Origin of the sequence: Streptomyces sp. NRRL WC-3618, assembly GCF_001280005.1 — a bacterium.
Classification (GTDB): Bacteria; Actinomycetota; Actinomycetes; order Streptomycetales; family Streptomycetaceae; genus Streptomyces.
Genome location: NZ_LGDW01000466.1, coordinates 18384 through 41854, shown reverse-complemented (window position 1 = coordinate 41854; position 23471 = coordinate 18384). Strand labels below are relative to the sequence as shown.

Here is a 23471-nt window from a genome sequence, read left to right as displayed (position 1 = left end):
CCACCCCCCATTCCCCCCTCATGCGAGATGCGAGCCACTGGGACGTCATGAAGATCCAAGACCTTCCGTACCCCGACCCCGGTGAGCCGGACGCGCGCTCGGGCCCCAGATTTCTGTGGTGGCTCTTCCGCAACCAGCTCGGCGGGCAGTTCTCCGCCCTCGCCTGGGGGCTGCTGCACTTCGTGGCCGTCTCCGGGCTGCCGTTCGGCGTCGGGTTCGCCGTCCAGGCCGTCGTCGACCGCTCAGGCGGGCGGCTGGCCCTCGCGGGCGGGCTGATGGTGCTGTGCGGCGTTGCCATCGCGCTCGGCGACAGCATGCTGCACCGGGCCGCGGTCACCAACTGGATCACGGCCGCCGCCCGCGTCCAGCAACTGCTTGCCCGCAGGACCGCCCGGCTGGGCTCGGCCCTGACACGACGGGTCGCGGCCGGTGAGATCGTCGCCGTCTCCACAGGCGACGTGGAGAAGATCGGCTGGTTCGTGGAGGCCCTCTCCCGGTTCACCGCCGCCGCCCTGACCGTCGTCCTGGTCTGCGTCGGCCTGTACGTCTACCAGCCGGCCCTCGGCATCGTCGTCGCGGTGGGTGTCCCGGTCCTCGCCCTCGCCGTACTGCCCCTGCTGCCACGTGCCACCCGGCGCGCCGACTTCCAGCGCGAGAAGGCGGGCCGCGCGACCGAACTGGCCACGGACACCGTCGCGGGACTGCGGGTGCTGCGCGGCATCGGCGGCGAGGAACTCTTTCTCGACCGCTACCGCCGGGCCTCGCAGGAAGTGCGCCACGCGGCCGTGCGCAGCGCCCGTATGTGGGCACTGATCTCGGCGGTCCAGGTGCTGCTGCCGGGGGTACTGATGATCACGGTCGTCTGGCACGGTGTGCACCTGGCCGAGCGGGGCCGGATCACCGTCGGCGAGCTGGTCACCGTGTACAGCGCGGTCATGCTGATGGCGTATCCGCTGCGCCACTTCGAGGAGATCGCCATGGCGTACTCCTTCTCACGTCCCTCCGCCAAACGGGCCGCGCGGGTGCTGTCCCTGGAGCGCGCCACGGACACGACGGGCACACGCGAGGCGGTGGTACCGACCGGCGATCTGTACGATCCCGCGACCGGGCTGCTGGCACCCGCCGGGTGTCTGACCGCTGTGGTGTGCGGCGATCCCGACGCGGCGGGCCTGCTGGCCGAGCGTCTGGGCGGCCATCCCTCCGAGAAGGGCACCTCGGCGCTCCTCGGTGGCGTGCCGCTCGACGAACTGCCGCTCTCCAGCACCCGCACGGCCGTCCTCGTCCAGGACAAGGACCCCGTGCTGCTCTCCGGTTCGCTGCGCGACCTGCTCGACGTGCCCTCCTCCGGCGCGGTGAGCGCCGCCGACGCGCTGGCCGCCGCCCAGTGCGGGGACGTGCTGGCGGCACTTGTGCAGGGGTCGCTCGGCGCCGAGGATCCGTTGGACGCGCGGATCACCGAGCGTGGACGGTCCCTGTCGGGCGGGCAGCGCCAGCGACTGGCGCTGGCGCGGTCGCTGATCACGGATCCCGAGGTGCTGGTGCTCGACGAGCCGACGTCGGCCGTCGACTCGCACACCGAGGCCCGGATCGCGAACGGGGTACGGGAGCTGCGCACCGGCCGCACGACCGTCGTGTTCACCTCCTCACCGCTGCTCCTGGACCATGCGGACCGGGTCGTGCTGGTCCACGAGGGCGAGGTCGCCGCGGTCGGTGTCCACCGGGAACTGGTGCACAAGGAACCGCGGTACCGGGCCGTGGTGACCCGGGAGACCGAGGACGAGGCGGCCACCGGCCGCGAGCTGGACGACCTCGGTGAACTCCAAGAACTGGAAGAACTCGAAGAACTCGAGGAACTCAAGGAAATCGGAGAGACGGCATGATCGGCGTGGCGCCACCGGCGTACGACCCGGCGGCCCCGACCACGGCGAGCACCCTGCCGGTCGGCGCCTCCTCGACCGTACGCGCCTACGTGGCCGAACTGTTTCGCAGGCACCGGCGCGCGTTCCTGCTCCTGGTCACCGTCAACACGGTCGCGGTGGTGGCCTCCATGGTCGGCCCGTACCTGTTGGGCGACGTCGTCCAGCGGGTCTCGGACGACACCCGCGCGCTCCATCTCCAGCTCACCGTCTGCCTGTTCGCCTCCGCGCTGGTCGTCCAGGCGATGTTCGTACGCCAGGTGCGGCTGCGCGGCGCGATGCTCGGCGAGCGGATGCTGGCCGACCTGCGTGAGGACTTCCTCGTCCGGGCGGTCGGGTTGCCACCGGGTGTCCTGGAGCGGGCCGGCACGGGGGATCTGCTCTCCCGCATCACGACCGACATCGACCGGCTCGCCAACGCGATGCGTGAGGCGGTGCCGCAGCTCGCCATCGGCGTGGTGTGGGCCGCGCTGCTGCTCGGAGGGCTCGTCGTCACGGCACCGCCGCTGGCCCCGGCGGTACTCCTCGCGGTGCCGCTGCTGGTGGTCGGCTGCCGCTGGTACTTCCGGCGCGCACCGTCCGGCTACCGCTCGGAGGCCGCCGGATACGCCGCCGTCGCCGCCGTGCTCACGGAGACCGTGGACGCCGGGCGGACCGTCGAGGCCCACCGTCTGGGCGAACGCCGGATCGAACTGTCGGACCAGCGGGTCAGGGAGTGGACGGCCTGGGAGCGCTACACGCTGTGGCTGCGGTGCGTGCTCTTCCCGGTCATCAACGCCACCCATGTGACCGTGCTGTGCTCGGTGCTGATGGTCGGCGGGGTCTTCGTGCTGCAGGGCTGGATCGACGTGGGCCAGCTGACCACGGGCGCGCTGCTCGCCCAGATGCTCGTCGACCCGGTGGGCATCATCCTGCGCTGGTACGACGAGCTCCAGGTCGCCCAGGTGTCGCTGGCCAGACTCGTCGGGGTCCGGGACATCGAGCCGGACGCCGGTGACCCGTCGCTGGCGCCGGAGGGACGGGACGTGCACGCGGACCGGGTGCACTTCGGCTACCGGGAGGGCGTGGACGTCCTGCGCAAGGTGTCCCTGGAGGTCGCGCCGGGCACCCGGCTGGCCCTGGTGGGGCCGTCCGGCGCGGGCAAGTCCACCCTGGGCAGACTGCTCGCCGGGATCTACGCGCCCCGTACCGGCCGGATCACCCTGGGCGGCGCCGAGCTGTCGAAGATGCCGGCCGAGGAGGTCCGTACCCACGTCGCGCTGGTCAACCAGGAGCATCACGTCTTCGTCGGATCCCTGCGCGACAACCTGCTGCTCGCCCGTACGGACGCCGGGGACGCCGAGCTGTGGGCGGCGCTGGGCGCGGTCGACGCGGAGGGCTGGGCCCGCGCGCTGGACGAGGGCCTGGAGACCGAGGTCGGCTCGGGCGGGTTCGCGCTCACCCCGGCACAGGCCCAGCAGATCGCGCTGGCCCGGCTGGTCCTGGCCGACCCGCACACGCTGGTCCTGGACGAGGCGACCTCGCTCCTGGACCCGCGGGCGGCCCGTCATCTGGAACGGTCCCTGGCCCGGGTTCTGGACGGCCGTACGGTCGTCGCCATCGCCCACCGGCTGCACACGGCCCATGACGCGGACGTCATCGCCGTCGTGGAGAACGGCCGGATCAGCGAGCTCGGCAGCCACGACGAGCTGGTCGCGGCGGACGGGGCGTACGCGGCGCTGTGGCGGTCGTGGCACGGGTGACACACCGGTGATCGGACAACGGGACGGGGCCTGGTCGGCTTCGTCCCGTTGCGCGGTCCCGTCGGCGGGTGGAACGCTGGAGGCGGCTGCCCGCTCGTGTGGGCGGCGCCGGGGGCGGTCCGCACCCACCTGGAGGTACCCGTGGACAGTGACGAGGGATGGGGAGACGACGTCTACCAGCCCGACGGATCCGAGGTCCAGGACGACGCGGGCCTCCTGGACGCCGAGGACACCCTGGTCACCGACGGGGTCGATGACCCTCTCGACCGTGGCTGGTCCCCACCGGACCGGCCCTGGGCGGTGGAGCGCCCCGGTGTGACGGCGGCGGAGCGCAGGCAGGGCGAGACCCTGGACCAACGCCTCGCCGAGGAGCTGCCGGACGTCACGGCATCGGACGGCGATGGCATCGGCGACTGCGCGGGCACGGACGGCGAGCCGCTGGACAACGAGGTGGGCGCCGCCCGCTCCGGTCGCCTGGTGGCCCCTGACGAGGGCGCGCACGAGGACGAGGAGAGCGGGCTGATCGCCACCGACGTGGGCATCGACGGCGCCGCTGCCTCGGCCGAGGAGGCCGCGATGCACATCGTCGACGAGGACGCCCTGTCCGGCTGACCGTACGGCCGCGGCAAGGCCCGGGTGGGGCCGACCGCCCGAACGACGCGAGCGAGGAGAACACGCATGCAGCAGGACAAGCAGCCCGCCTACCATCCGGTCGTCTTCCGGGACCGGGCCGCCGGATACGCCTTCCTGACCCGGTCCACCGCCACGAGCGAGCAGACCATCGAGTGGGACGACGGCGAGACGTACCCGGTCGTGGACGTGGAGATCTCCTCGGAGAGCCACCCGTTCTACACCGGCAAGGCCCGGCCGGTGGACACCGAGGGCCGCGTCGCCGCCTTCGAACGGCGTTACGGCGGCACGGAGGGCCAGAGCTGAGACGGCTGTCTCAGCAGTCGGCGTCAGATGAGGTTGAGCGCCGCCGCACAGCCCACGCCGCCGAGCAGCATGAACGCCGGCATGAGCACCTTCAGCTCGACCCAGCTCCCCGCCCGGAACCGCAGCGCCTTCGGCGGACCGATCGGGTACCAGCGCTTGCGGCCGATCGGGATGGGCCACAGGACCGGGCAGCCGGACACCGTCAGCGCGTCCCCGATGTCGTGCACCAGCGCGCCCAGCAGGATCGGCAGCCCGAGCCACAGGTACTGCTGCCCCGGGTCGGTGAACAGCCAGTCCGAGCCGTTGCCCGGCTTGTCCAGCACACCGGCCAGGATCCAGGCACTGGTCGCGGCCAGCAGCCAGACCAGGATGTCGGCGCTGGAGCCACGGGTCGCCCGCCACAGCAGGCCTTCGATGGCGAGCACGATGTGCACGAAGAGGAGCGCCAGTACCCCCCAGCGGCCACCGGTGATCGCGACGGCGGAGGCGCCCGCACCGATCAGGACCGCCCACAGCCAGGTGTGTGTCAGCGTCCGATGCCCACCCGAGCGACGCGGGTCGCCCTGCTTCTTCGTCGCCTTGTAGACCGCGTAGGAAAGCTTGTCGACGATCTCGCACAGACCGCGCGAGACCGGTCCGAAGGCCCGCGAGATGGTCGCCGCTTTGTGGTCGAGGTCCGGGGCGAGTGCGGCACCGGCGCAGATCAGGGCACCGACCAGGACGACCGGCCAGGGCATCGGCTTGCCTGCCGCGGCCGCGGCGGCCCCGACACCGAGCCAGGCAGCGGCCCCCGAAAGTGAGTGTGCTGGTCCCATCATGGCCGTTTCCCGCCCTATTCCTCGTACGCCGCTGTCCAGTTGACCGGGTGCGCTGACGCTCCGTCGGCGACACAGCGTAGCGGCCGTGATCTTCACTCGGGCATCCGATTCCCCCTTCACCTGCGATCACAGGCAAGATGGGGGCGTGACCCTCATCGATCAGCTGCCGCAGACCACAGACCCCGACGCCCTCTACGAAGCCTTCGAGGCGTGGTCCCAGGAGCGCGGTATCACGCTTTACCCCCACCAGGAGGAGGCGCTGATCGAGGTGGTCTCCGGGGCGAACGTGATCGTTTCGACGCCCACCGGGTCCGGAAAGAGCATGATCGCGGCGGGTGCGCACTTCGCCGCGCTGGCCCGCGACGAGGTCACCTTCTACACGGCTCCGATCAAGGCGCTGGTCTCCGAGAAGTTCTTCGAGCTGTGCAAGATCTTCGGCACGGAGAACGTCGGCATGCTGACCGGCGACGCGTCCGTCAATTCCGATGCCCCCGTCATCTGCTGTACGGCCGAGGTGCTGGCATCCATCGCGCTGCGCGACGGCAAGCAGGCGGATGTCAACCAGGTCGTGATGGACGAGTTCCATTTCTACGCCGAGGGTGACCGTGGCTGGGCCTGGCAGATCCCGATCCTGGAACTGCCGCAGGCGCAGTTCATCCTGATGTCGGCGACGCTGGGCGACGTCGCGATGTTCGAGAAGGACCTCACCCGCCGCACCGGCCGCCCCACCTCGGTGGTCCGCTCGGCGACCCGCCCGGTCCCGCTGTCGTACGAGTACAAGCTGACGCCGATGACCGAAACCCTGACGGAGCTGCTGGAAACTCGGCAGGCGCCGGTCTACATCGTTCACTTCACCCAGGCGCAGGCGGTGGAGCGGGCGCAGGCGCTGATGAGCATCAACATGTGCACGCGCGAGGAGAAGGACAGGATCGCCGACCTGATCGGCAACTTCCGTTTCACCACGAAGTTCGGTCAGAACCTGTCCCGTTACGTCCGGCACGGCATCGGTGTCCACCACGCCGGCATGCTCCCCAAGTACCGCCGCCTGGTCGAGAAGCTGGCCCAGGCAGGTCTGCTGAAGGTCATCTGCGGCACCGACACCCTCGGCGTCGGCGTCAACGTGCCCATCCGCACGGTGCTGTTCACGGCCCTGACGAAGTACGACGGCAATCGCGTACGGACCCTGCGCGCGCGTGAGTTCCACCAGATCGCCGGCCGGGCGGGCCGCGCGGGCTTCGACACGGCGGGCTTCGTCGTCGCTCAGGCGCCCGAGCACGTCATCGAGAACGAGAAGTCGCTCGCCAAGGCGGGCGACGACCCGAAGAAGCGCCGCAAGGTGGTCCGCAAGAAGGCACCCGAGGGATTCGTCGGCTGGACGGAGACCACCTTCGAGAAGCTGATCACTTCCGATCCGGAGCCGCTGACCTCCCGCTTCCGGGTGACCCACACGATGCTGCTGTCGGTGATCGCCCGCCCCGGCAACGCCTTCGACGCGATGCGGCACCTGCTGGAGGACAACCACGAGCCGCGCAAGCAGCAACTGCGGCACATCCGGCGCGCGATCGCCATCTACCGCTCGCTGCTGGACGGCGGTGTCGTCGAGAAGCTGGACGAGCCCGACCCGACGGGGCGCATCGTGCGCCTGACCGTGGACCTCCAGCAGGACTTCGCACTGAACCAACCGCTGTCGACCTTCGCCCTGGCCTCGTTCGAGCTTCTGGACCCGGAGTCGCCGTCGTACGCGCTGGACATGGTGTCGGTCGTCGAGTCCACGCTGGACGATCCGCGCCAGATTCTCGCGGCCCAGCAGAACAAGGCGCGCGGTGAGGCCGTCGCGTTGATGAAGGCTGACGGCGTCGAGTACGAGGAGCGCATGGAGCGCCTTCAGGACGTCTCGTACCCGAAGCCGTTGGAAGAACTGCTTTCCCACGCCTACAACACGTACCGCAAGAGCCACCCGTGGGTCGGCGACCATCCTCTCTCCCCCAAGTCCGTCATCCGGGACATGTACGAACGCGCTATGTCCTTCACCGAGTTGGTCTCCCACTACGATCTGGCCCGCACCGAGGGCATCGTGCTGCGCTATCTCGCCGGGGCCTTCAAGGCCCTCGACCACACCGTCCCCGACGACCTCAAGTCCGAGGATCTGCAGGATCTGATCGCCTGGCTGGGCGAGATGGTGCGTCAGGTCGACTCCAGCCTCCTGGACGAGTGGGAACAGCTCGCGAACCCGGAGGTGATGACCGCCGAGGAGGCCCAGGAGAAGGCCGACCAGGTCAAGCCGGTCACGGCCAACGCGCGCGCCTTCCGGGTCCTCGTCCGCAACGCCATGTTCCGCCGCGTCGAGCTGGCCGCGCTCGACCAGGTGCACGAGCTGGGCGAACTGGACGCGGAGGCCGGCTGGGACGCCGACGCGTGGGGCGAGGCGATGGACAAGTACTGGGACGAGTACGAGGACCTCGGCACCGGCCCCGACGCCCGTGGCCCCCGGTTGCTGATGATCGAGGAGGAGCCGCAGAACAGGCTGTGGCGCGTCCGGCAGACCTTCGCCGACCCGAACGGCGACCACGACTGGGGCATCAGCGCGGAGGTCGACCTCGTGGCCTCCGACGCGGAGGGCCGTGCCGTCGTCAAGGTCACCAACGTCGGCCAGCTGTGAGCACAGGAGAATCGCACCCATGACGAACGCAGCCGAGAGACTCGTCGACCTACTGAACCTGGAGCAGATCGAGGTCAACATCTTCCGTGGCCGAAGCCCCGACGAGTCCCTCCAGCGGGTCTTCGGCGGCCAGGTGGCCGGCCAGGCGCTGGTCGCCGCCGGGCGCACCACGGACGGCGAGCGTCCGGTGCACTCGCTGCACGCGTATTTCCTGCGCCCGGGCCGGCCTGGCGTGCCGATCGTGTACCAGGTCGAACGGGTCCGTGACGGCAGGTCGTTCACGACCCGACGGGTCACGGCGGTGCAGCAGGGTCGCACGATCTTCAATCTCACTGCCTCCTTTCACAAGCCCGAGGAAGGCAGCTTCGAACATCAGCTGCCGCCGGCCCGGAAGGTCCCCGATCCGGAGTCCCTGCCGAACGTCACCCAGGAGATCAAGGAGCATCTCGGCGCGCTGCCCGAGCAGTTCGAGCGTATGGCGCGCCGTCAGCCCTTCGACATCCGCTATGTGGATCGAATGCGCTGGACCGCCGAGGAGGTCCAGCAGTTGGAGCCGCGCAGCGCGGTGTGGATGCGCACGGTCGGCCCGCTGGGGGACGATCCGCTCGTCCACACGTGCGCGCTGACGTACGCCAGCGACATGACGCTGCTGGACGCCGTCCGACTTCCGGTGGAGCCCCTGTTCGGCCCGCGGAGCTTCGACATGGCCTCGCTGGACCACGCGATGTGGTTCCACCGGCCGTTCCGCGCGGACGAGTGGTTCCTGTACGACCAGGAGTCCCCCATCGCCACGGGAGGGCGCGGGCTGGCCCGCGGCCGGATCTACGACGTCGAGGGCAGGCTGCTCGTCTCCGTCGTCCAGGAGGGACTGTTCCGGAAGCTGGGCTGAGGAGTCCCGGCAGGTTCACACTCGCGCGGCGCGCCTGCGGTCTCGCGCGGGTCGTGGGTTTCTGCCTCGCAGGCGGCTCAGCAGGCCGCGGGTTCGCTCGGGTGCCTCGGATCGGTCAGGTTGCCCGGACGTCCTGGGCCGGGGTCGGCTGTCCTGCTGCGGGGGCACCGACTGGGCAACCTTCTCCTTGAGTTCTTCGTAGGGGGGCGGTGCCTGTTCCAGCCTCGGGCGTGGTGCGGGCCGGTGGTCGCGGGCCTCGGCCAGGGTCGCGGTCAGGTCTGCGCGGAGCCAGGCGATCTCGTCCGGGTCGTCCGCCGTCGTGATGCGTTCGGCCAGTAGCGCGGCGGGTGAGCCCGGCACGCCGTGGACCGGCTGGTCCGGCCGGAAGCGGTTCAAGTAAGCGCGCTCGTAGGGGTCGTTGACGATTTCCGCGACCTGGGCGGGGTCGAGGAAGGATGCCACGACCGCGGCTCGCGTCCACGGATCGGCGGCCGGTCGGAGCAGGAATCCCAGTTGCCGTGCCCGCCAGTTGCGGGGCCTCAGGTCAAGTCCTGTTTCGAGTTGGTCTCGCAGCCTCTGGGGCGTACGGCCGGACAGCAGCGGGGCGGTTTCCCTGCCTGCCGCGAACCGCCGTAGTTCGTCGGCGAGATACAGCCAGACCACGGCCCGGTAGCGGTTGAGGTAAAAATTCACGGGTGTCACCAGGCCCAGCCGCGCGAGGCGGGTGAACCGGGTGGGAGCCACATCCAGGAGCTTCGCGCCGTCCGCGGTGCCCACCACTCGGACGCGTTCGCGCAGCGTTTCGGGGAACCGTCGGTCGTGGCGCAGCCGTTCGATCTCGTCGCGGCCGACGCGTCGGCCGCCGCCTCCTTCGTCCGGGACTGTCCGGACACACCCGAGATGGACCGCCAGATCGAACTCGCTCCGTTTCAGCCCCAGTTCGCGGGCGGCGCGGCTCGGCGCGAAGGGTGCCGTGGGAGTGCGGAGTGTGCCGGTGGCCGGTGCGGCGGCAGTCTGGGCAGGTTGTGTGATGCCGGTGGCGGACATGGTCGGTCTCCCCCGTGGAGTGGATGGCCCGCGCCGTGTGCGGGGGCCTCGGGAAAAACCGTAGCCGCTTCGGCGCCCGGGCGTTCCGACCTGTGGATAACTCTCACCGGGGCGCCGTATCCGCAGGTCAGGCGTCTGATGCCGGAATGTTTTCGGGTTGCCTGGCATCCACGTCGAGGTGTTCGCCGACGCGGTTGACGAGCAGTGTCATTTCGTAGGCGATCTGGCCGATGTCGGCCTCCGCGGCGCCGAGTACACAGAGACAGCTACCGGTACCGGCCGCCGTGACGAACAGCACCGCGTCGTCGAACTCGATCATTGTCTGACGTACCTGGCCTGCGCCGAAGTGGCGTCCCGAGCCTTTCGCCAGGCTGTGCAGGCCCGAGGACACGGCGGCGAGATGCTCGGCGTCCTCACGTCGAAGGCCTGTGCTCGCGCCTGTCACCAGCCCGTCGTTCGACAGGACCAAGGCATGTCGTATGTGTTCGACACGCTCGGTCAGATCGTCGAGCAGCCAGCCAAGTCCTTGGTTCTGAGCCATGTTTGTGATCTCCCCGTGCGGCAGGTCCTCCAAGCCGAAGGATCCGGTCAGCCACCCTTCCCCACCGCTGCCTCCGGAGCAAGCAGGATGGGTTCATGACACAAAAGATGACTGATGAGGAATGCCAGGCGTGTCTCTCGCGGGGCACCCGCACCGCCGAACCGTCGACCGTCCGAGCCGCCGGGAGCCCGCAGTGGCGCGGCTCAGCCGCATGCTCCTCGCATCAGCTCACCGAGTCGAGCAACCGGGCGGTGTGCATCCGCCCGGCGTACTCGACCAGCCGGATCAACACCTCCTTGCCCGAGGCGCGGTCGCGAGCGTCGCAGAGCACCACCGGCGTGCCGGGGTCGAGATCGAGGGCACGCGACACGTCCTGGGTTCCGTAGGCCCGGGCGCCGGCAAAGCAGTTGACGGCGACCACGAACGGGATGTGCCGGTGCTCGAAGTAGTCCACCGCAGGGAAGCAGTCCTCCAGTCGCCGGGTGTCCGCGAGGACCACGGCGCCGAGGGCGCCCTGCGACAGTTCGTCCCACAGGAACCAGAAACGATCCTGGCCCGGCGTGCCGAAGAGGTACAGGGAGAGGCCCGAGCGGATGGTGATGCGGCCGAAGTCCATGGCGACGGTTGTCGTGACCTTCTGGTCCACGCCATCGGTGTCGTCCACCAACTGACCTGCCTCGCTCAGCAGTTCCTCGGTGCGCAGCGGCCTGATCTCACTGACCGCACCCACCAGGGTGGTCTTGCCCACGCCGAATCCGCCGGCGACCAGTATCTTCAACGCCAGGGCCGACATGTCGTCGTCGTCCGTGGCGTCGGAGTGCTCGGAGACCATCGATCACTTCTCTCGGGAGTGCCGGCAACGGTCGAATTCCGTAGGCAGCATCTTGGCAACTACTGTTCCCCGTCCGGGGGATTGGACCGCTATTAGCCCGATGCGAGCGGCTTGCGCCCGTTCGGTGTCCGCAAGAGGGCACAACTCGGCGTGGTCCGTATGGTTCCGCCAGTCTCATCACAGCGCCCTCAGTCCTTCGATCACCTCGCGCAGAATGCGCTCGTCGGGCAGCTGAGCGGGAGGTACCGGACGGCTGACGGTGACGCGGCCCAGCTCCAGGAGGTCGCCGAGCAACACCCTCACCACCCCTACGGGGAGGTCCGCGTCCGCGGAGAGTTCGGCGACGGACTGCGTCTCCGTACGGCAGAGGTCGATGAGGGCCCGGTGCTCGGGTCCGAGCGCGGTGTCGTCGTCCATGGCGGGCGTGCCCTTGTCGAGCGTGACGAGCGCGATCAGGTCGAAGCGCACCCCTGTGGGGCCCGATCTGGTGCGTCCGCCCGTCATGGCGTAGGGGCGGACGAGTGGCCCGGCCTCGTTGTCGTACCACTGGCTGCCCGGATCCCGCAGGGTGCCTGTCGTGTCCTCGGTCATCTGCGCGCAGCGCCCTCTCGCCTCATCCGGCGGCGGGCGGGCGCGCCGCTGCTCGCGGCGCCGTGTGGAGATGCTCGCCCACGCGTTTCACCAGCCGTGCCATCTCGTATGCCACGAGACCCATGTCTGCGGTCACAGCGGTGAGCACGGCGAGACAGGAGCCGTCGCCCGCGGCGGCGACGAACAGGAAGCCGTCGTCCATCTCCACCATGGTCTGGCGCACGCCACCGGCGCCGAAGTGCCGTCCGGCACCCTTGGCCAGGCTGTGGAAGCCGGAGGCGACCGCGGCGAGGTGTTCCGCGTCCTCGCGCCGGAGATCGGTGGAGGCACCCACCGCGAGTCCGTCGTTGGACAGCACCACGGCGTGCCGCACCGCGCTGACGCGCAGTACCAGGTCGTCCAGCAGCCAGTCGAGTTCGCCGGACCGCCGCTCCGCCCTCGTACTCGGGTCCTTGATCATGAGCGGTCTCCTTCGCTGCTGTCTCTGCCGGTTTCGGCGCCTGGTCCGGCTCCACGACCAGGTGATCTGCCGCCACCACGTACCCAGCCGGCGTGGTAGGCGGCCATGCGGTCCCGTACGGCCTCGGGGGTGCGTTTGTCCTCGCTCCGGGAGCCAGGCGTGCGGGTCGGCTCGGCGGGGCGCTGTTCGCGCAGTTGGGGTGCGAGATGCGCCTGTCGGACCCGTCGTGGGAGGTCGTCGGACTCCTCCTCGTCTCCGGCGCCCTCGGGCGGACGGTGCAGCCGCAGGGCGGTGACCCCTGGCGGCGGGGTTTCGGAGGCGGCCTGCGCGGAGGCCACCAGTGCTGGGCGGTCCGCCGATGCCTGGACCGGTTCCTGGAGCGGAGCGGCGGCAGCGGGCACACGCGCGTGCTCGCGCTCGACGGCTTGCTCCCGGTCCGCCGCGGCGCGGGGAGAACGCTCCGCCGCGCCGCCGTGCAGCAGCGCCGTGGGCAGCAGGACGACCGCGGTGGTGCCGCCGTAGGGCGAGGTCCGCAGATGCACCTTGATGCCGTGCCGGGCGGCCAGCCTGCTGACCACGAAGAGGCCGAGCCGGTCGCTGTCGAACAGGTCGAGCGCCTCGGACTGTTCGATGCGGCGGTTCGCCTCGGCGAGGGTCTCCTTGCCCATCCCGAGTCCGCGGTCCTCGACCTCCACGGCGTAGCCGTTGCCGACCGGTTCACCGGTGACGCGCACCCGGGTGTGTGGGGGTGAGAACTGGGTGGCGTTCTCGACGAGCTCCGCCAGGAGATGCGTGAGGTCGGCGACGGCGGTGCCCGCGACCGACGCCTCGGGGAGCTGGCGTACCTCCACGCGCGCGTAGTCCTCGACTTCGGAGACGGCGGCGCGGACCACGTTCGTCAGCGAGACCGGCAGGCGCCAGGCCCGGCCGGGTGCCGCTCCCGAGAGGATGATCAGGCTCTCCGCGTGGCGCCGCATTCGGGTGGTGAGGTGGTCGAGCCGGAACAGGTCGCTGAGTTCGTTCGGGTCGTCGGACCTGCGCTCCATGCTGTCGAGGAGGGTCAGCTGGCGGTGGACGAGGGCTTGGCTGCGGCGCGCGAGGTTGACGAACACCCCGGAGATGCCGCTGGCCAGTTCCGCGCGCTCCACGGCGGCGCGCAGGGCGGCGCGGTGCACGGTGCCGAGGGCCTCCGCGACCTGTTCGGTCTCGTCCTCGGCGGGCGGTCCGGGGGGCGCCTCGGCCCGGATGTCGATCTCCTCTCCCGCGCGCAGCTTCAGCATGGCCTGCGGGAGTTTGTGGCGGGCGATCTCCAGGGCGCTGTTGCGCAGGCTCACCAGCTCGACGACGAGGCCGCGGCCGATGCGTACGGAGATCACCAGGGACGCGGCGACGGCGGCGAGGCCGAACAGCACCGCCGCGCCGGCCGGGGTGAGCAGACCCCGGGTGAAGGGGTCTGCCCGGTCCGCGACGTCGTGGCCCGCGTCCGCCTCGATGGCCCGCATACCGTCCTGCACGCGCGCGTGCGCCTTGTTCCAGGTGGCGTCGGGCGCCGCAGTGATCGCCCTGACGCCCGGGCGGGTGCCGAGCACCTTGTCCTCGACGGCTTCGAGAGTGGTGTACGCGCTGTCCGCCGCGAGGTCGTGCCAGGAAGCTCGTTCCGGGCCGCGCAGGTCCGAGGCGGTGGCTTCGAGGAGGTTACGGCGGGTGTCGACGGCTCCGGTGAACCGTCGCAGCCGCTGGCCGTCGAGGCGCCCGGCGAGCCGCGCCCCGGCGAGTACGGCGTCCTCCTGGGCCAAAGCCTCTCCGGCGCGGGAGAATTCGAGCAGCACGCGCGCGTCGGAGCCGACTTCGGCGTCCTGGATGCCGGTGAGCGCGCCGCCCACGGCGAAGGCCGCCGAGATGGTCCTGGTGTACCGCTCGTACGTCTCGGACCATCCGGTACGGCGTTCGAGGACCGAGGTCCGCAGTGTGCGCAGTTCCTCGACACCGGAGACGAAGGTCTCCAGGCGGTCCGCCACTCCTGCGGGCAGTTCCTCGCCGTCGGCGACGGTGTTGTGGTCGCCGAGGCGCAGCTTCTCCACGGTCCGGGCGGTTCGCTCGCCCAGCGTCCTGAGGTCCGCGTCCGGGACCGCGGCCGGATCAGTGGCGTGGCGTACGGCGGCCGCCCGTTCGGCCTGGAGCGCGGCGACGGCGGCGGCGACCGGGGCACGCACCTGCGCGTCGACGCGCTGCAGCTGCCGCAGCCGGGCGACATCCTGGGCTGTGGTGACGGTGGCGTACGCCCACAGCGCGAGCAGCGAGACCACCGGCACCATCAGGAGACAGACGATCTTGGCGCGGACGGTTCCCGGCCGCATGTGCCAGCGTCCCGCGCGCGTGGGTATCTCGTCGGACAGGGCTCCGAGGGGCTCTTCGGAGCCCTCGTCGGCCGGCGCGCCGGCATGCGCGCGCCGTCCGCGCACCGGGGGCGGGGGTGCCGTCCCGGGGGCGGCTGTGGGGGTTCTACGGGGTGTACGCATGGCCTCCTCGCTCGTGTTGGGTTCGGGGCGTGTCACTCGGGCCTGGCAGGACCGGCGCGTGCCCCTGACGGGCAGCGACGCTCTCGGCCGGTCGCTGTGCGGACGCGGATGCCTCGCGTTCACCGGCCGTCGGCGACAGCGCGACGAACGCCGAGGTCAGGAAGAGATAGGACCCGAGGCCGACGGCGAGGGGGAAGATGAACTGCATCGCCGTGGCCCCGGGCAGCACGTCGCCGGAGGGCGTGACGTCCACGCGCACCGCGAACATCGCCGTGTAGTGCATGCTGCTGACGGCCGCCCCCATCACGAGTGAGGCGACCGTCACCGCGATCGGCGACTTGATGTTCAGCGCCGCCCACAGGGCCGCGGTGGCCGCGACGACGGCGATCACCACGGAGAGCGCGACGAGCACGGGGTCGTAGGTCACGTCACCGTGCAGCCGTACCGCGGCCATGCCGAGGTAGTGCATGCTCGCCACGCCCAGCCCGGTGGTGAGTCCGCCGACGAAGAGCGCGCGAGCGCGGTCGCGCCCGTAGCCGACGGCGAAGACTCCGGTGGAGATGACGGCCATGGCGATGAGGAGGCTGAGGATGGTCAGCGGTACGTCGTAGCGGATGTCGGTGCCGCCGACGCTGAACCCGAGCATGGCCACGAAGTGCATGGTCCAGATGCCGGTGCCGAGCGCGGAGGCCGCGGTGACAAGCCAGTTGCGGCGCGTGCGCCCGGTCGCGCCGAGCGCACGGACGGTGCAGCGCAGCCCGAGGGCGGCGCCTATGCAGGCCATCACGTATGACAGTACGGGGGTCAGCCAGCCGAAGGCGGCGTGGTCCAGGTGTCCCATGACCACGGGACGCTAGTGGGGGCACGGAGGCACATTGGGGGCGCGTTTCGAAAGGTATTGAAATATGGCAGGGAGTGGCGACTGAACGATCGCGTCCAGTTCGAACGTGTGCGCAGTGGGGTACTTCTCGTGCGTGCGGGATCGTGCGGAACATGAGCGACGGCCACACACACGTCCGGGATTTCTCACCCCGGCCGTGCCAGAGGCCGCGGTACGAGCCGGACGGGGCATCGACGGGCACCTGTTACTTCGCCGGCGCCGCCAAGGACCTGCGGGAACTCGCGCGCGTACTGGCCTTCCGACGGCCGTGACCTGGGGGGGCACCGGCGTGCGGAACGACTCACCGCACGTGCCCTCTTCTGCCCTCGGAACTCGAACTCTACGTTGGACAGCAGCAGATGAACGATCAAGCGTGGCAAGCACACAGGGGGAAGGGTGGTCCGCATGTTCGGCGGTATCCATAAATCGTTCACCGGTTTTCTCCGTTCCTTGCGCTCCGAAGAGAGCGCGGGCGTGGGACGGGACAAGCGCACGCACAACCTCTTCGAGGCCGCCGCCGTGTATGTGTCGGCGGCAGCGGAGGACGACCAGGATCGGATGGACGAGGCCGTGGCCTGGGTGTCGCCGGAGGCGCTGTCGTTCGGGGTGAACGAGCTGGCGTGCCGTGCTGTCATCGCGCTGGCCAGGGAACGCGACGAGTCGCCGCGGACGGTGGCCCGGGAGCTCCTCGGTCTGCCGGCAGCCTGAGCGAAGCGGGTACATCCGGTCGATTCCTCCCTGTCCGGCGTGAAAGCAGCAGCTCCGGGTGGGGTGGGAGTCGTGACAACGGCCTTCCGCTCGGATTAGGGTGCGCGCCGATAGACGAACCGATGGGGAGGCTGGGATGGCAGAGACGGACGAGGGGGCCGTCGCCACTGCGGACGACGCGCTGTATGTGCTCACTGCGATGCTGCTGACGCCCGCGCAGTTTCCGAGCGTGCTGGGCGACGACTATCCCGAGGCGTGTGCGGCGCTCGGCCTCGCGCCTCTCGCCGACGGGTATGGGCTGGTTCTCGGCCAGGACGGCGACGGCGCGCGGTGGACCGTGGCCATCGACGACGTCTCCCTGGTCGCGGTCGCCATCGCGTCGTGGGACTGCGGAATGGAATACGAGCTGTCGCCCGAGGAGCACACGGTCGTCGCGGCGCTGCCCGGCTGGCCGCTCGCTGTAGCCGTCGCGGCTCCCGATGTCCCCGCCCCGCACGACCCGGCCCCCGAACTCGCGGACCGGCCGCCGCTCGTTCCGCCGGACACCACCTCCTGGGGCCCTGCTCAGCGGCGTCTGGGCGCCGACGAGATCGCCCGCCAGTGGGTGGTCTGGCGGGAGCAACTCAGCGACGAGGACTTCAGCCCTCCCGGCGGCACGTCAGCGGCGCACGAGAGCGAGCCGGACGGGGCCAGGGCAGACGCCGGTCGCTCTGCGGACACCGCAGACCCGGCCGAGGACGACACGGTCCCGGCAGTGGACGCTCGGGGTCAGGCCGAGGCCCCGGTGAACCGGCCCCGGGCCGCCATCCGGCGCGTCCTCGCGGAAGCACGCGCGTACGTGGAGACGCCTCCGCCCCTCGGCCGCGTCCGTTCCTCCTTCGCCCCGGGCGACGCACGGACCCTGCGTGCCGACGGTCCCGGCTGGTCGATGGTGGCCAGGACCGACGACATCGCCTTCGTCCTGCTCGACGAGGAGCCCGGAGAGGTACTGCCGGTGGGCCGGGGCCCGGAGCTGCCGGGTCTCCTCGAAGCGCTCGACAAGATGGCGGTACGCCCGAGCTGAGCCCCGCCGCCCGACGCCGCCCGGGATCCTCTGTTTCCGGGCGGCATCGGCCACGCTGATCGTTCTCCGAGCCGCGTGGCGTCAGCCGGAGTGAGGCGCCCACGACGCCTGACGACGGCCCCTCAGCGGCCGAGCTCCTTACGTGTGACGCGGCGCAGCCTGCGCCGCTGAGCGGGGTCCAGGGTAAAATAGGCGGCCGCCGGAACTCCCAGCACTATCAGCAGCGCGGCCCACCAGGGCAACCAGAACAACAGGATGAGCCCGGCTGCCACGCCCCCTGCGGCGATCTTCGCGTTCCTCGACATGACTGTCGCCTCCTCTGCGGCCAATGCCGCTCTCTGCTCTGAAAACGGGCCCACGCCTCGCACGGTTCCGGACCACGCCCCTGAGACATCCCTGAGATGTGACCCCTACTCGCCCCTGAGAGGCTCTCCCATCTCGCACATGTGCCGCAGGGCCTGCCGGTACGAGTCGACAAGTCCCATCTCCGTATAGGCAATACCCATCTCGCGGCAGTAGGCGCGCCCCGTCGGCTGGGCGAGCCACAGATGAGGGCGGGGCATGCCCGAGAAGAGGTGGTGCTCGATCGGGTAGATGAGGCCGCGGAGGAGCCAGTCGGTCAGGGTCAGCAGCAGCGTCGTGCAGCGGCCGCAGTGCTGTACTCTCGGCGACTCGACCCCAGTAGTCAAACTTGAGGAATGCCATCGCTGTGCAGAGGACTCCCGCGGCAACACCGTCTGAGATCTCCGAACTTGCCCACTGCTGTGCCGTGTTCGTGCCCGGTGATTCGGCCCGTACCGGCCGGGTCGCATTCTGGCGGCTGGGCGACGCCCCGCCCACCGTCGCCGCCGGAACCGTCGACGAGCTGACCGTGGTGTCGGCAGGCGCCGGTGGTGTCGAGCGGATCCGGGTGCCCGCTGCTCTGCTCCCGGTGCGTGCGGCCTTGCCGGTCCTCACGGGGGCGCGTGCTGCCGCGCAGGCCTATCGGGCGAGGGCGTTCCGGGGTACGGCCGCCGTTCTCGGCCTGCAACTGGTCGCGCGCGGGCTGCGGTTGCCCGGTCTCTCCGCAGCGAATCACGGCGCCTGGTGGGCCCGTCCGCTGAGCGCGTCGGACGCGGAGAGGGTGCGCGAACTCGCCGCCGCGATGCCTCCGGACGCCCATGCCGTGCCGTTGGAGAGGCTGGAGAGTACGCAGCCACCGAGGCTGCCCGACCCGGAGCGGCTGCTGCGCGCCTTCCTGGACGCGGTCGCCGACGCACCGCCCAGCTCCCCCGCCGCCTCTCTCGCCGTAGGTGGGCCGCCTACGCGGTGCGGGAACCGCACCACATGCCGGGGCGGCGCGCGTGGACCGCGGAGATCGCCGCCGGTCACGACGCGGGCGTACGGATCTCGCTACGTGTCGAGGCGCAGGGGCTGGCGACGGCCGGACCGGATGAGGCAGCCCTGGGGCGCCGGGCCGTACTTCAGGTTCCCAGCGTGAGCGAGCCCGGGCTGGTCGCGGACGCGGCCGACGTGTGGGCCGTGACCGGCGCTCCCAGCAGCGCCTTCGGCCCGCGCGCGGATGGACGCCCTCCTCGCGCTGCGCCGCGCGGCTCGCCTTCAACTGGTCGTTCGCGCTGGGCGACCAGCAGCTCACGCGCGAGGAGGCGAACCGGCCCGTGATGCGGCTGCGGGTCCTCGTCGACCCTCAGGAGGTCCGCCGTGCCCACGCCGCCGCAGGACCGCAAGGTCGCAGCGGGCGACGCCCCCAGCGCCGCCCTGACGGGCTCCACGGAGGTCGACGGGCGTCGGGTCCAGGTGCGACCCACCGGACGGCTGGCGGGCCTGCGGGGCCATATCTCGAACCCGGAGGCTCAGGACCCGGGCGGTCAGCCGGCGGCTCTGGCCGCCACACCGCGTGGCTACCAGCAGCGGGGCCTGAACCGGCTCGCCCGGATGACGTCACTGGGCCTCGACTGCCGCCTGGCCGACGACATGGGCCTCGGCAAGACGATCACGCTGTCCGGATCACGGCGCCCGCCGGTGTGCGCATTTGGAATGCAGACCAGCCCCGTCCCGGCGCGTGGCGCGACTACGAACCTTTTCCGTGGATTCACTGCCTTTCCAGTGGACGGGAAAGCATCACCGGCATTCAAGGGAAACGACGGAATGCATGACACGAAGTGCGGTCAGCCGTAAGGACATAGGCGCAACAAGTAAGTCAAGACTCACCTTTAGGGAATTTTGGCCGTATGGTGCGGCTCGAATCGAAGGAGTCCCTTGTTGTCACACATAAATGATTCTGCCGTGCGTGCGGTTGAATCGGAGCAAGGTTACGTGTCCTCATTGTATGAGCTGCTCACCGAGCGGCTTTCCGAAGCGCGAGCGAACCGGGCGAGTGTGCTGAAGTCCCCTGCGGACGGCGCCGGCGAGGCGTACGAGAGAGAGATCGCCGCCGAACGTCTGACCAAGGAGATCTGCCGGCTGGAAGGCGCCGAGAAGGGGCTGGTCTTCGGGCGCATCGATTGGACGGACGGCACCGCCCTGCGTATCGGGCGGATCGGACTGCACACGGAGGAGGACGAACTGCCGCTGCTCGTGGACTGGCGCGCGAACGCGGCGCGGCCCTTCTACGAGGCGACACCCGTCCACCCGATGGATCTGCGGCGGCGCCGGCACCTGCGCCTCGAGGAGCGCACTGTCGTCTCGGTGAGCGACGAACTGCTCGACGGGACCGCGCCGACCGACGAAGACGTCGTGGGGGACGGCCCGTTGGCCGAGGCTCTGTCGGCACGGCGTACGGGCAGGATGCACACGGCCGTCGCGACGCTGCAGGCCGAGCAGGACGAGATCGTCCGCTCCGCCCACCGCGGGGTGACCGTGGTGCAGGGCGGGCCCGGCACCGGCAAGACGGTGGTCGCCCTGCACCGGGCGGCCTACGTCCTGTACGCGTTCCCGCGCGCCGCGGAGGAAGGCGTCCTCGTGGTGGGCCCCAACGCCCGTTTCCTCGACTACATCTCCCAGGTCCTTCCCTCGCTCGGGGAGAACGACGTCGATCTGGCGACCTGTCAGGAACTGGCCGGAGTGTCCCCGGACGCGGTGGACCCGTTCGACACGGCGCGCCTCAAGGGCGGCCTGGGCCTCGCCGACGCCCTGGCCGGCCTGCTGCGAGACCACCAGGCCCCCGCCGGTGACTTCACCGTCCGGGTCGGGCAGGAACTGGTCCACCTGCCCGAGAAGGAGGTCGCCACTGCACGCGCCGGCGCCCTGGCGGCCGCATCCGGCCACAACCCCGCTCGCCAGGCGTTCAAGGAACTCCTGGTAGACGCCGTCACCGACGCGATGCAACGGGACATGGGCGACCTCCTGGAGCAGATCGACGCCGATGCCGAGCAAATGACGGGCCTGAACTTCGACCGGTTCACGGGGGTCGCCCAGCGCCGTGCCGAGGGCGCCGCCGACCCGGGTCCGGTCCACGAGCTGGACCTTGGCGTCATCGGGGCCGACCTCCTCGACGACACCGGTGTCGACCGGGCGGTCGAGGCGCTGTGGCCGAGGCTGGCACCCGGCGACCTCGTGAAGGCGCTGCTGACGGATGCCGACGTCCTGGCCGAGCGACTGCCGACCCTGACCCCGCAGGAGCGGTCCCTTCTCCTGCGTGCCCCGGACGCCCCGTGGACCGATGCGGACGTGCCGTTGCTGGACGAGGCGGCGAGCCTGGTCGACGGCCCGCCCGAGCGGACGTACGGGCACGTCGTCGTCGACGAGGCGCAGGAACTGACCGCTATGCAGTGGCGGATGATCGTCCGCCGCTGCCCGGCGAGGGCGATGACGCTGGTGGGTGACTTCGCCCAGTCGGGCCCGGCCACGACGGCACGCGACTGGAAGGAAGCCCTGAGCCCGCATGTCGGGACGCGGTTCAGACAGCACGACCTGACGGTCAGTTACCGCACCACGCAGGAGATCCTGGAGAGCGTCCGGGACCTGCTCGCGCGGATCGCTCCGGACCAGCGGCCCGCACGGTCACTGCGCCGCGGTGAGAGCCCGCGCACCGTGACCACACATGGGGACGGGTTGGTCACCGCCGTCGTGGAGGAACTGCGCGCCCAGAGCACCGCGCAGCCGGACGAACTCCTGGGAGTGATCTGCGCGGACACCCGGGTGAGCCAGTTGACGGCTCACGGCATCGCCGACCACGCACGCATCGTGCCCGCGTCCGAGGCACGTGGCCTCGAGTTCGACGGGGTCGTCGTCCTGAACCCCGAGGAGATCATCACGGCCCGCCCCGGCGGGGAGAGGGACCTGTACGTGGCCCTGACCCGGGCCACCAAGCGCCTGTGCACCATCACCACCCAGCCCGCATGATGGCGCGGCGCCCGCGCGGTCGCCGCGGGCGCACAAGTGCCCCAAAGCGCCGCCAATGTGCGCACTGGCTCGCTGGACCGATCTTTCGTATGAGTACCGATTCTCGGTTCGCTTCGGGCGAGCGTGAGTTCTGCCGACGAGGCCAGCGGGGCCGCCAGGCCGGCCTGAACGTCAGTGCGCCAGTCAGTCGATGCCTTCGACGATGCGGAAGTCGCGCTCGACGGCGTCGGAAAGGGTGACCAGCGCCTCCTGGTATGCCTCGCTCTCGCGTGCCGCGACCGCCTGTTCAAAGGTGTCGAACTCGATCAGGACGGTGCGTCCGGCGATTCCGGCGTCGTAGGCGACGACCCGACCACCACGGACGAGCACCCGGCCGCCCCCGGCCTGGACGGCCGCACGGGCCAGCTTGTTGTAGACAGCCAGCTTCTCGGGGTCGGAAATGGTGCGGTAGACGCTGACCCAGTAGCCCTTGGCCATGGAAACCTCCTGTGCTCGGACAAGCGCGCCAGGCTTCGAGTCGACACTCAGATTGATCGGCCCCGGCGACGGATCACCGGGCATTTCAGAGGGCGGTTCGCAAGGGACTGGCTGATTGTGGTGCGCTGTTGAGATAAGACGATGTCGAAAAGAGCTCACCGCGTCGGGAACGGGGCACCCCAGGGCTCTTCCTCCAGGAGGAGCCCGTTGGCCACGTAGCTGATGGTTCGGTACCAGCCGGCCAGCACGAGGAACTCCAGGACTGGGCGTATTCGTAGACGACACCCAGGGAGTCCCCAGCGGGTTGTGAGAGTTGTGCCGATGGGCGCGGGATACGGCGGGGTGAGCGGTTCGATGCGCGGCATGGGCACCTCACGCTTCGGTTTCCGAATCACTATGACGCTTCGAAACTCGAAGCGCAAGGAGTAGGAGGCATGGAAGCCAGAACCCCTCGGCCGGGATTCACCGGCACGAGGGTTCACTTCAGGGGGCGCTTGGTCATGGCGGCACTCGATCTGCTCGAGCAGCGCCGGACGCTGCGCATCCTGTGGATACCGAGCCAAGCCCAGGCAGGTTTCCGGGAGTTGCAGCGCCGTTGTGAACGCATGCCATCCGAACGCGCCGTCAACCCAGGCCGCACGGGCGTCAGCCGGCAGAACCCGCCTCGGGCGTCCCGTCGCCCACGGCGTCGGGGCGCGAGGCACCACCGGCGGGCGGCTCGCTGTCGCGGTGCGCCGGTTGCGGGTCGACCATCACCGCCCAGCGCTCCGACCACTGGACGAGGGGGCCGAGTGCGAGGCAGGCATCTCGCCCCAGCGGAGTGAGCTCGTACCGACTGTCGGGTAGTTGGTGAACCACGTGGGCATCCAGCAGTTCGGTCAGGCGCTGCCGCATCACGCTGGAGGACATGTCGTCACACTGCTTCTGCAGGGGGCGGAACCCAACGGGGCCCCCACGCAGCTCCCAAAGGATGCGCAGGCTCCACCGCCGCCCGAACAGGTCGAGTGCGGCCATGAGGGGGCGACCGGTAGTCGAACCACGAACTGGCT

At 70.3% G+C, this 23471-nt stretch carries 20 protein-coding genes and 2 pseudogenes; 10 read left to right on the top strand and 12 right to left on the bottom strand.

Annotated features, from left to right (window positions below; translation table 11 throughout):
* The first annotated feature begins 47 nt into the window (after positions 1–47).
* The 4 genes from ADL01_RS34180 (at position 48) to ADL01_RS34165 (ending at position 4594) form a co-directional block, all read left to right on the top strand.
* Positions 48–1880 carry an ABC transporter transmembrane domain-containing protein gene (locus tag ADL01_RS34180; protein ID WP_053745935.1) on the top strand — a complete coding sequence of 611 codons (1833 nt, stop codon included), beginning with the start codon at positions 48–50 and terminating at the stop codon, positions 1878–1880.
* Positions 1877–3658, top strand: coding sequence for an ABC transporter ATP-binding protein (locus tag ADL01_RS34175; RefSeq protein ID WP_053745931.1), 1782 nt, complete (start codon positions 1877–1879; stop codon positions 3656–3658). Before ADL01_RS34180 ends, ADL01_RS34175 begins: the two co-directional genes overlap by 4 nt.
* Before the next feature lie 141 nt (positions 3659–3799).
* Entirely contained in the window at positions 3800–4270 is a 471-nt protein-coding gene (locus tag ADL01_RS34170; protein WP_053745934.1) for a DUF5709 domain-containing protein, read from the top strand.
* A gap of 66 nt (positions 4271–4336) precedes the next feature.
* Complete coding sequence (locus tag ADL01_RS34165; protein WP_053745930.1) at positions 4337–4594, top strand: type B 50S ribosomal protein L31; 258 nt, start codon at positions 4337–4339, stop codon at positions 4592–4594.
* Between the two features lie 23 nt (positions 4595–4617).
* Here ADL01_RS34165 and ADL01_RS34160 read toward each other — a convergent pair whose 3' ends face one another.
* Entirely contained in the window at positions 4618–5412 is a 795-nt protein-coding gene (locus ADL01_RS34160; RefSeq protein WP_053745929.1) for a metal-dependent hydrolase, read from the bottom strand.
* A gap of 145 nt (positions 5413–5557) precedes the next feature.
* Here ADL01_RS34160 and ADL01_RS34155 point away from each other — a divergent pair, with 145 nt between their 5' ends.
* Together ADL01_RS34155 and ADL01_RS34150 are read left to right on the top strand one after the other, a co-directional pair.
* Positions 5558–8071 carry a DEAD/DEAH box helicase gene (locus ADL01_RS34155; RefSeq protein ID WP_053745928.1) on the top strand — a complete coding sequence of 838 codons (2514 nt, stop codon included), beginning with the start codon at positions 5558–5560 and terminating at the stop codon, positions 8069–8071.
* Positions 8072–8090: 19 nt separating this feature from the next.
* Positions 8091–8960, top strand: coding sequence for an acyl-CoA thioesterase (locus ADL01_RS34150; RefSeq protein ID WP_053745927.1), 870 nt, complete (start codon positions 8091–8093; stop codon positions 8958–8960).
* 15 nt (positions 8961–8975) lie between these two features.
* Here the strand turns inward: ADL01_RS34150 and ADL01_RS34145 are convergent, their stop codons facing one another.
* From ADL01_RS34145 to ADL01_RS34115, 7 genes are all read right to left on the bottom strand, one after another.
* Positions 8976–10007, bottom strand: a complete 1032-nt coding sequence (locus ADL01_RS34145; protein WP_053745926.1) for a DUF6397 family protein — start codon at positions 10005–10007, stop codon at positions 8976–8978.
* A 127-nt stretch (positions 10008–10134) separates the two neighbouring features.
* Entirely contained in the window at positions 10135–10548 is a 414-nt protein-coding gene (locus tag ADL01_RS34140) for a roadblock/LC7 domain-containing protein (protein ID WP_053745933.1), read from the bottom strand.
* Between the two features lie 223 nt (positions 10549–10771).
* Positions 10772–11380 (bottom strand): GTP-binding protein, encoded by a 609-nt coding sequence (locus tag ADL01_RS34135; RefSeq protein WP_053745925.1) that lies wholly within the window; start codon positions 11378–11380, stop codon positions 10772–10774.
* Positions 11381–11557: 177 nt separating this feature from the next.
* Positions 11558–11971, bottom strand: coding sequence for a DUF742 domain-containing protein (locus ADL01_RS34130; protein ID WP_053745924.1), 414 nt, complete (start codon positions 11969–11971; stop codon positions 11558–11560).
* Positions 11972–11993: 22 nt separating this feature from the next.
* Complete coding sequence (locus tag ADL01_RS34125) at positions 11994–12431, bottom strand: roadblock/LC7 domain-containing protein (protein ID WP_053745923.1); 438 nt, start codon at positions 12429–12431, stop codon at positions 11994–11996.
* Entirely contained in the window at positions 12428–14950 is a 2523-nt protein-coding gene (locus ADL01_RS34120) for a nitrate- and nitrite sensing domain-containing protein (protein ID WP_053745922.1), read from the bottom strand. The genes ADL01_RS34125 and ADL01_RS34120 overlap by 4 nt, the downstream gene beginning before the upstream one ends.
* Positions 14934–15791 carry an MHYT domain-containing protein gene (locus ADL01_RS34115; RefSeq protein ID WP_078960918.1) on the bottom strand — a complete coding sequence of 286 codons (858 nt, stop codon included), beginning with the start codon at positions 15789–15791 and terminating at the stop codon, positions 14934–14936. Before ADL01_RS34115 ends, ADL01_RS34120 begins: the two co-directional genes overlap by 17 nt.
* A gap of 444 nt (positions 15792–16235) precedes the next feature.
* Between ADL01_RS34115 and ADL01_RS34110 the strand changes: the two genes are divergently transcribed.
* Together ADL01_RS34110 and ADL01_RS34105 are read left to right on the top strand one after the other, a co-directional pair.
* Positions 16236–16538 (top strand): hypothetical protein, encoded by a 303-nt coding sequence (locus ADL01_RS34110; RefSeq protein ID WP_053745921.1) that lies wholly within the window; start codon positions 16236–16238, stop codon positions 16536–16538.
* Positions 16539–16674: 136 nt separating this feature from the next.
* Complete coding sequence (locus tag ADL01_RS34105) at positions 16675–17601, top strand: hypothetical protein (RefSeq protein ID WP_053745920.1); 927 nt, start codon at positions 16675–16677, stop codon at positions 17599–17601.
* A gap of 122 nt (positions 17602–17723) precedes the next feature.
* On the opposite strand, the gene ADL01_RS34100 is transcribed toward ADL01_RS34105, so the two are convergent.
* Both ADL01_RS34100 and ADL01_RS34095 read right to left on the bottom strand, forming a co-directional pair.
* The gene (locus ADL01_RS34100) at positions 17724–17906 is read right to left on the bottom strand and encodes a hypothetical protein (protein ID WP_053745919.1); all 183 of its coding nucleotides are present in this window, start codon (positions 17904–17906) and stop codon (positions 17724–17726) included.
* A gap of 105 nt (positions 17907–18011) precedes the next feature.
* Positions 18012–18224, bottom strand: a pseudogene (locus ADL01_RS34095) (acyl-CoA desaturase); the annotation flags it as partial.
* Between the two features lie 86 nt (positions 18225–18310).
* Between ADL01_RS34095 and ADL01_RS43005 the strand changes: the two are divergent.
* A pseudogene (locus tag ADL01_RS43005) lies at positions 18311–19602 on the top strand (ATP-dependent helicase); the annotation flags it as partial.
* 315 nt (positions 19603–19917) lie between these two features.
* Positions 19918–21945, top strand: a complete 2028-nt coding sequence (locus ADL01_RS34080) for a HelD family protein (protein ID WP_053745915.1) — start codon at positions 19918–19920, stop codon at positions 21943–21945.
* Positions 21946–22128: 183 nt separating this feature from the next.
* Here ADL01_RS34080 and ADL01_RS34075 read toward each other — a convergent pair whose 3' ends face one another.
* On the bottom strand, positions 22129–22422 hold the full coding sequence (locus tag ADL01_RS34075; RefSeq protein ID WP_053745914.1) for a DUF1330 domain-containing protein: 294 nt from the start codon (positions 22420–22422) through the stop codon (positions 22129–22131).
* Between the two features lie 645 nt (positions 22423–23067).
* Positions 23068–23436, bottom strand: coding sequence for a winged helix-turn-helix transcriptional regulator (locus ADL01_RS34070; RefSeq protein ID WP_053745913.1), 369 nt, complete (start codon positions 23434–23436; stop codon positions 23068–23070).
* Positions 23437–23471 lie beyond the last annotated feature (35 nt).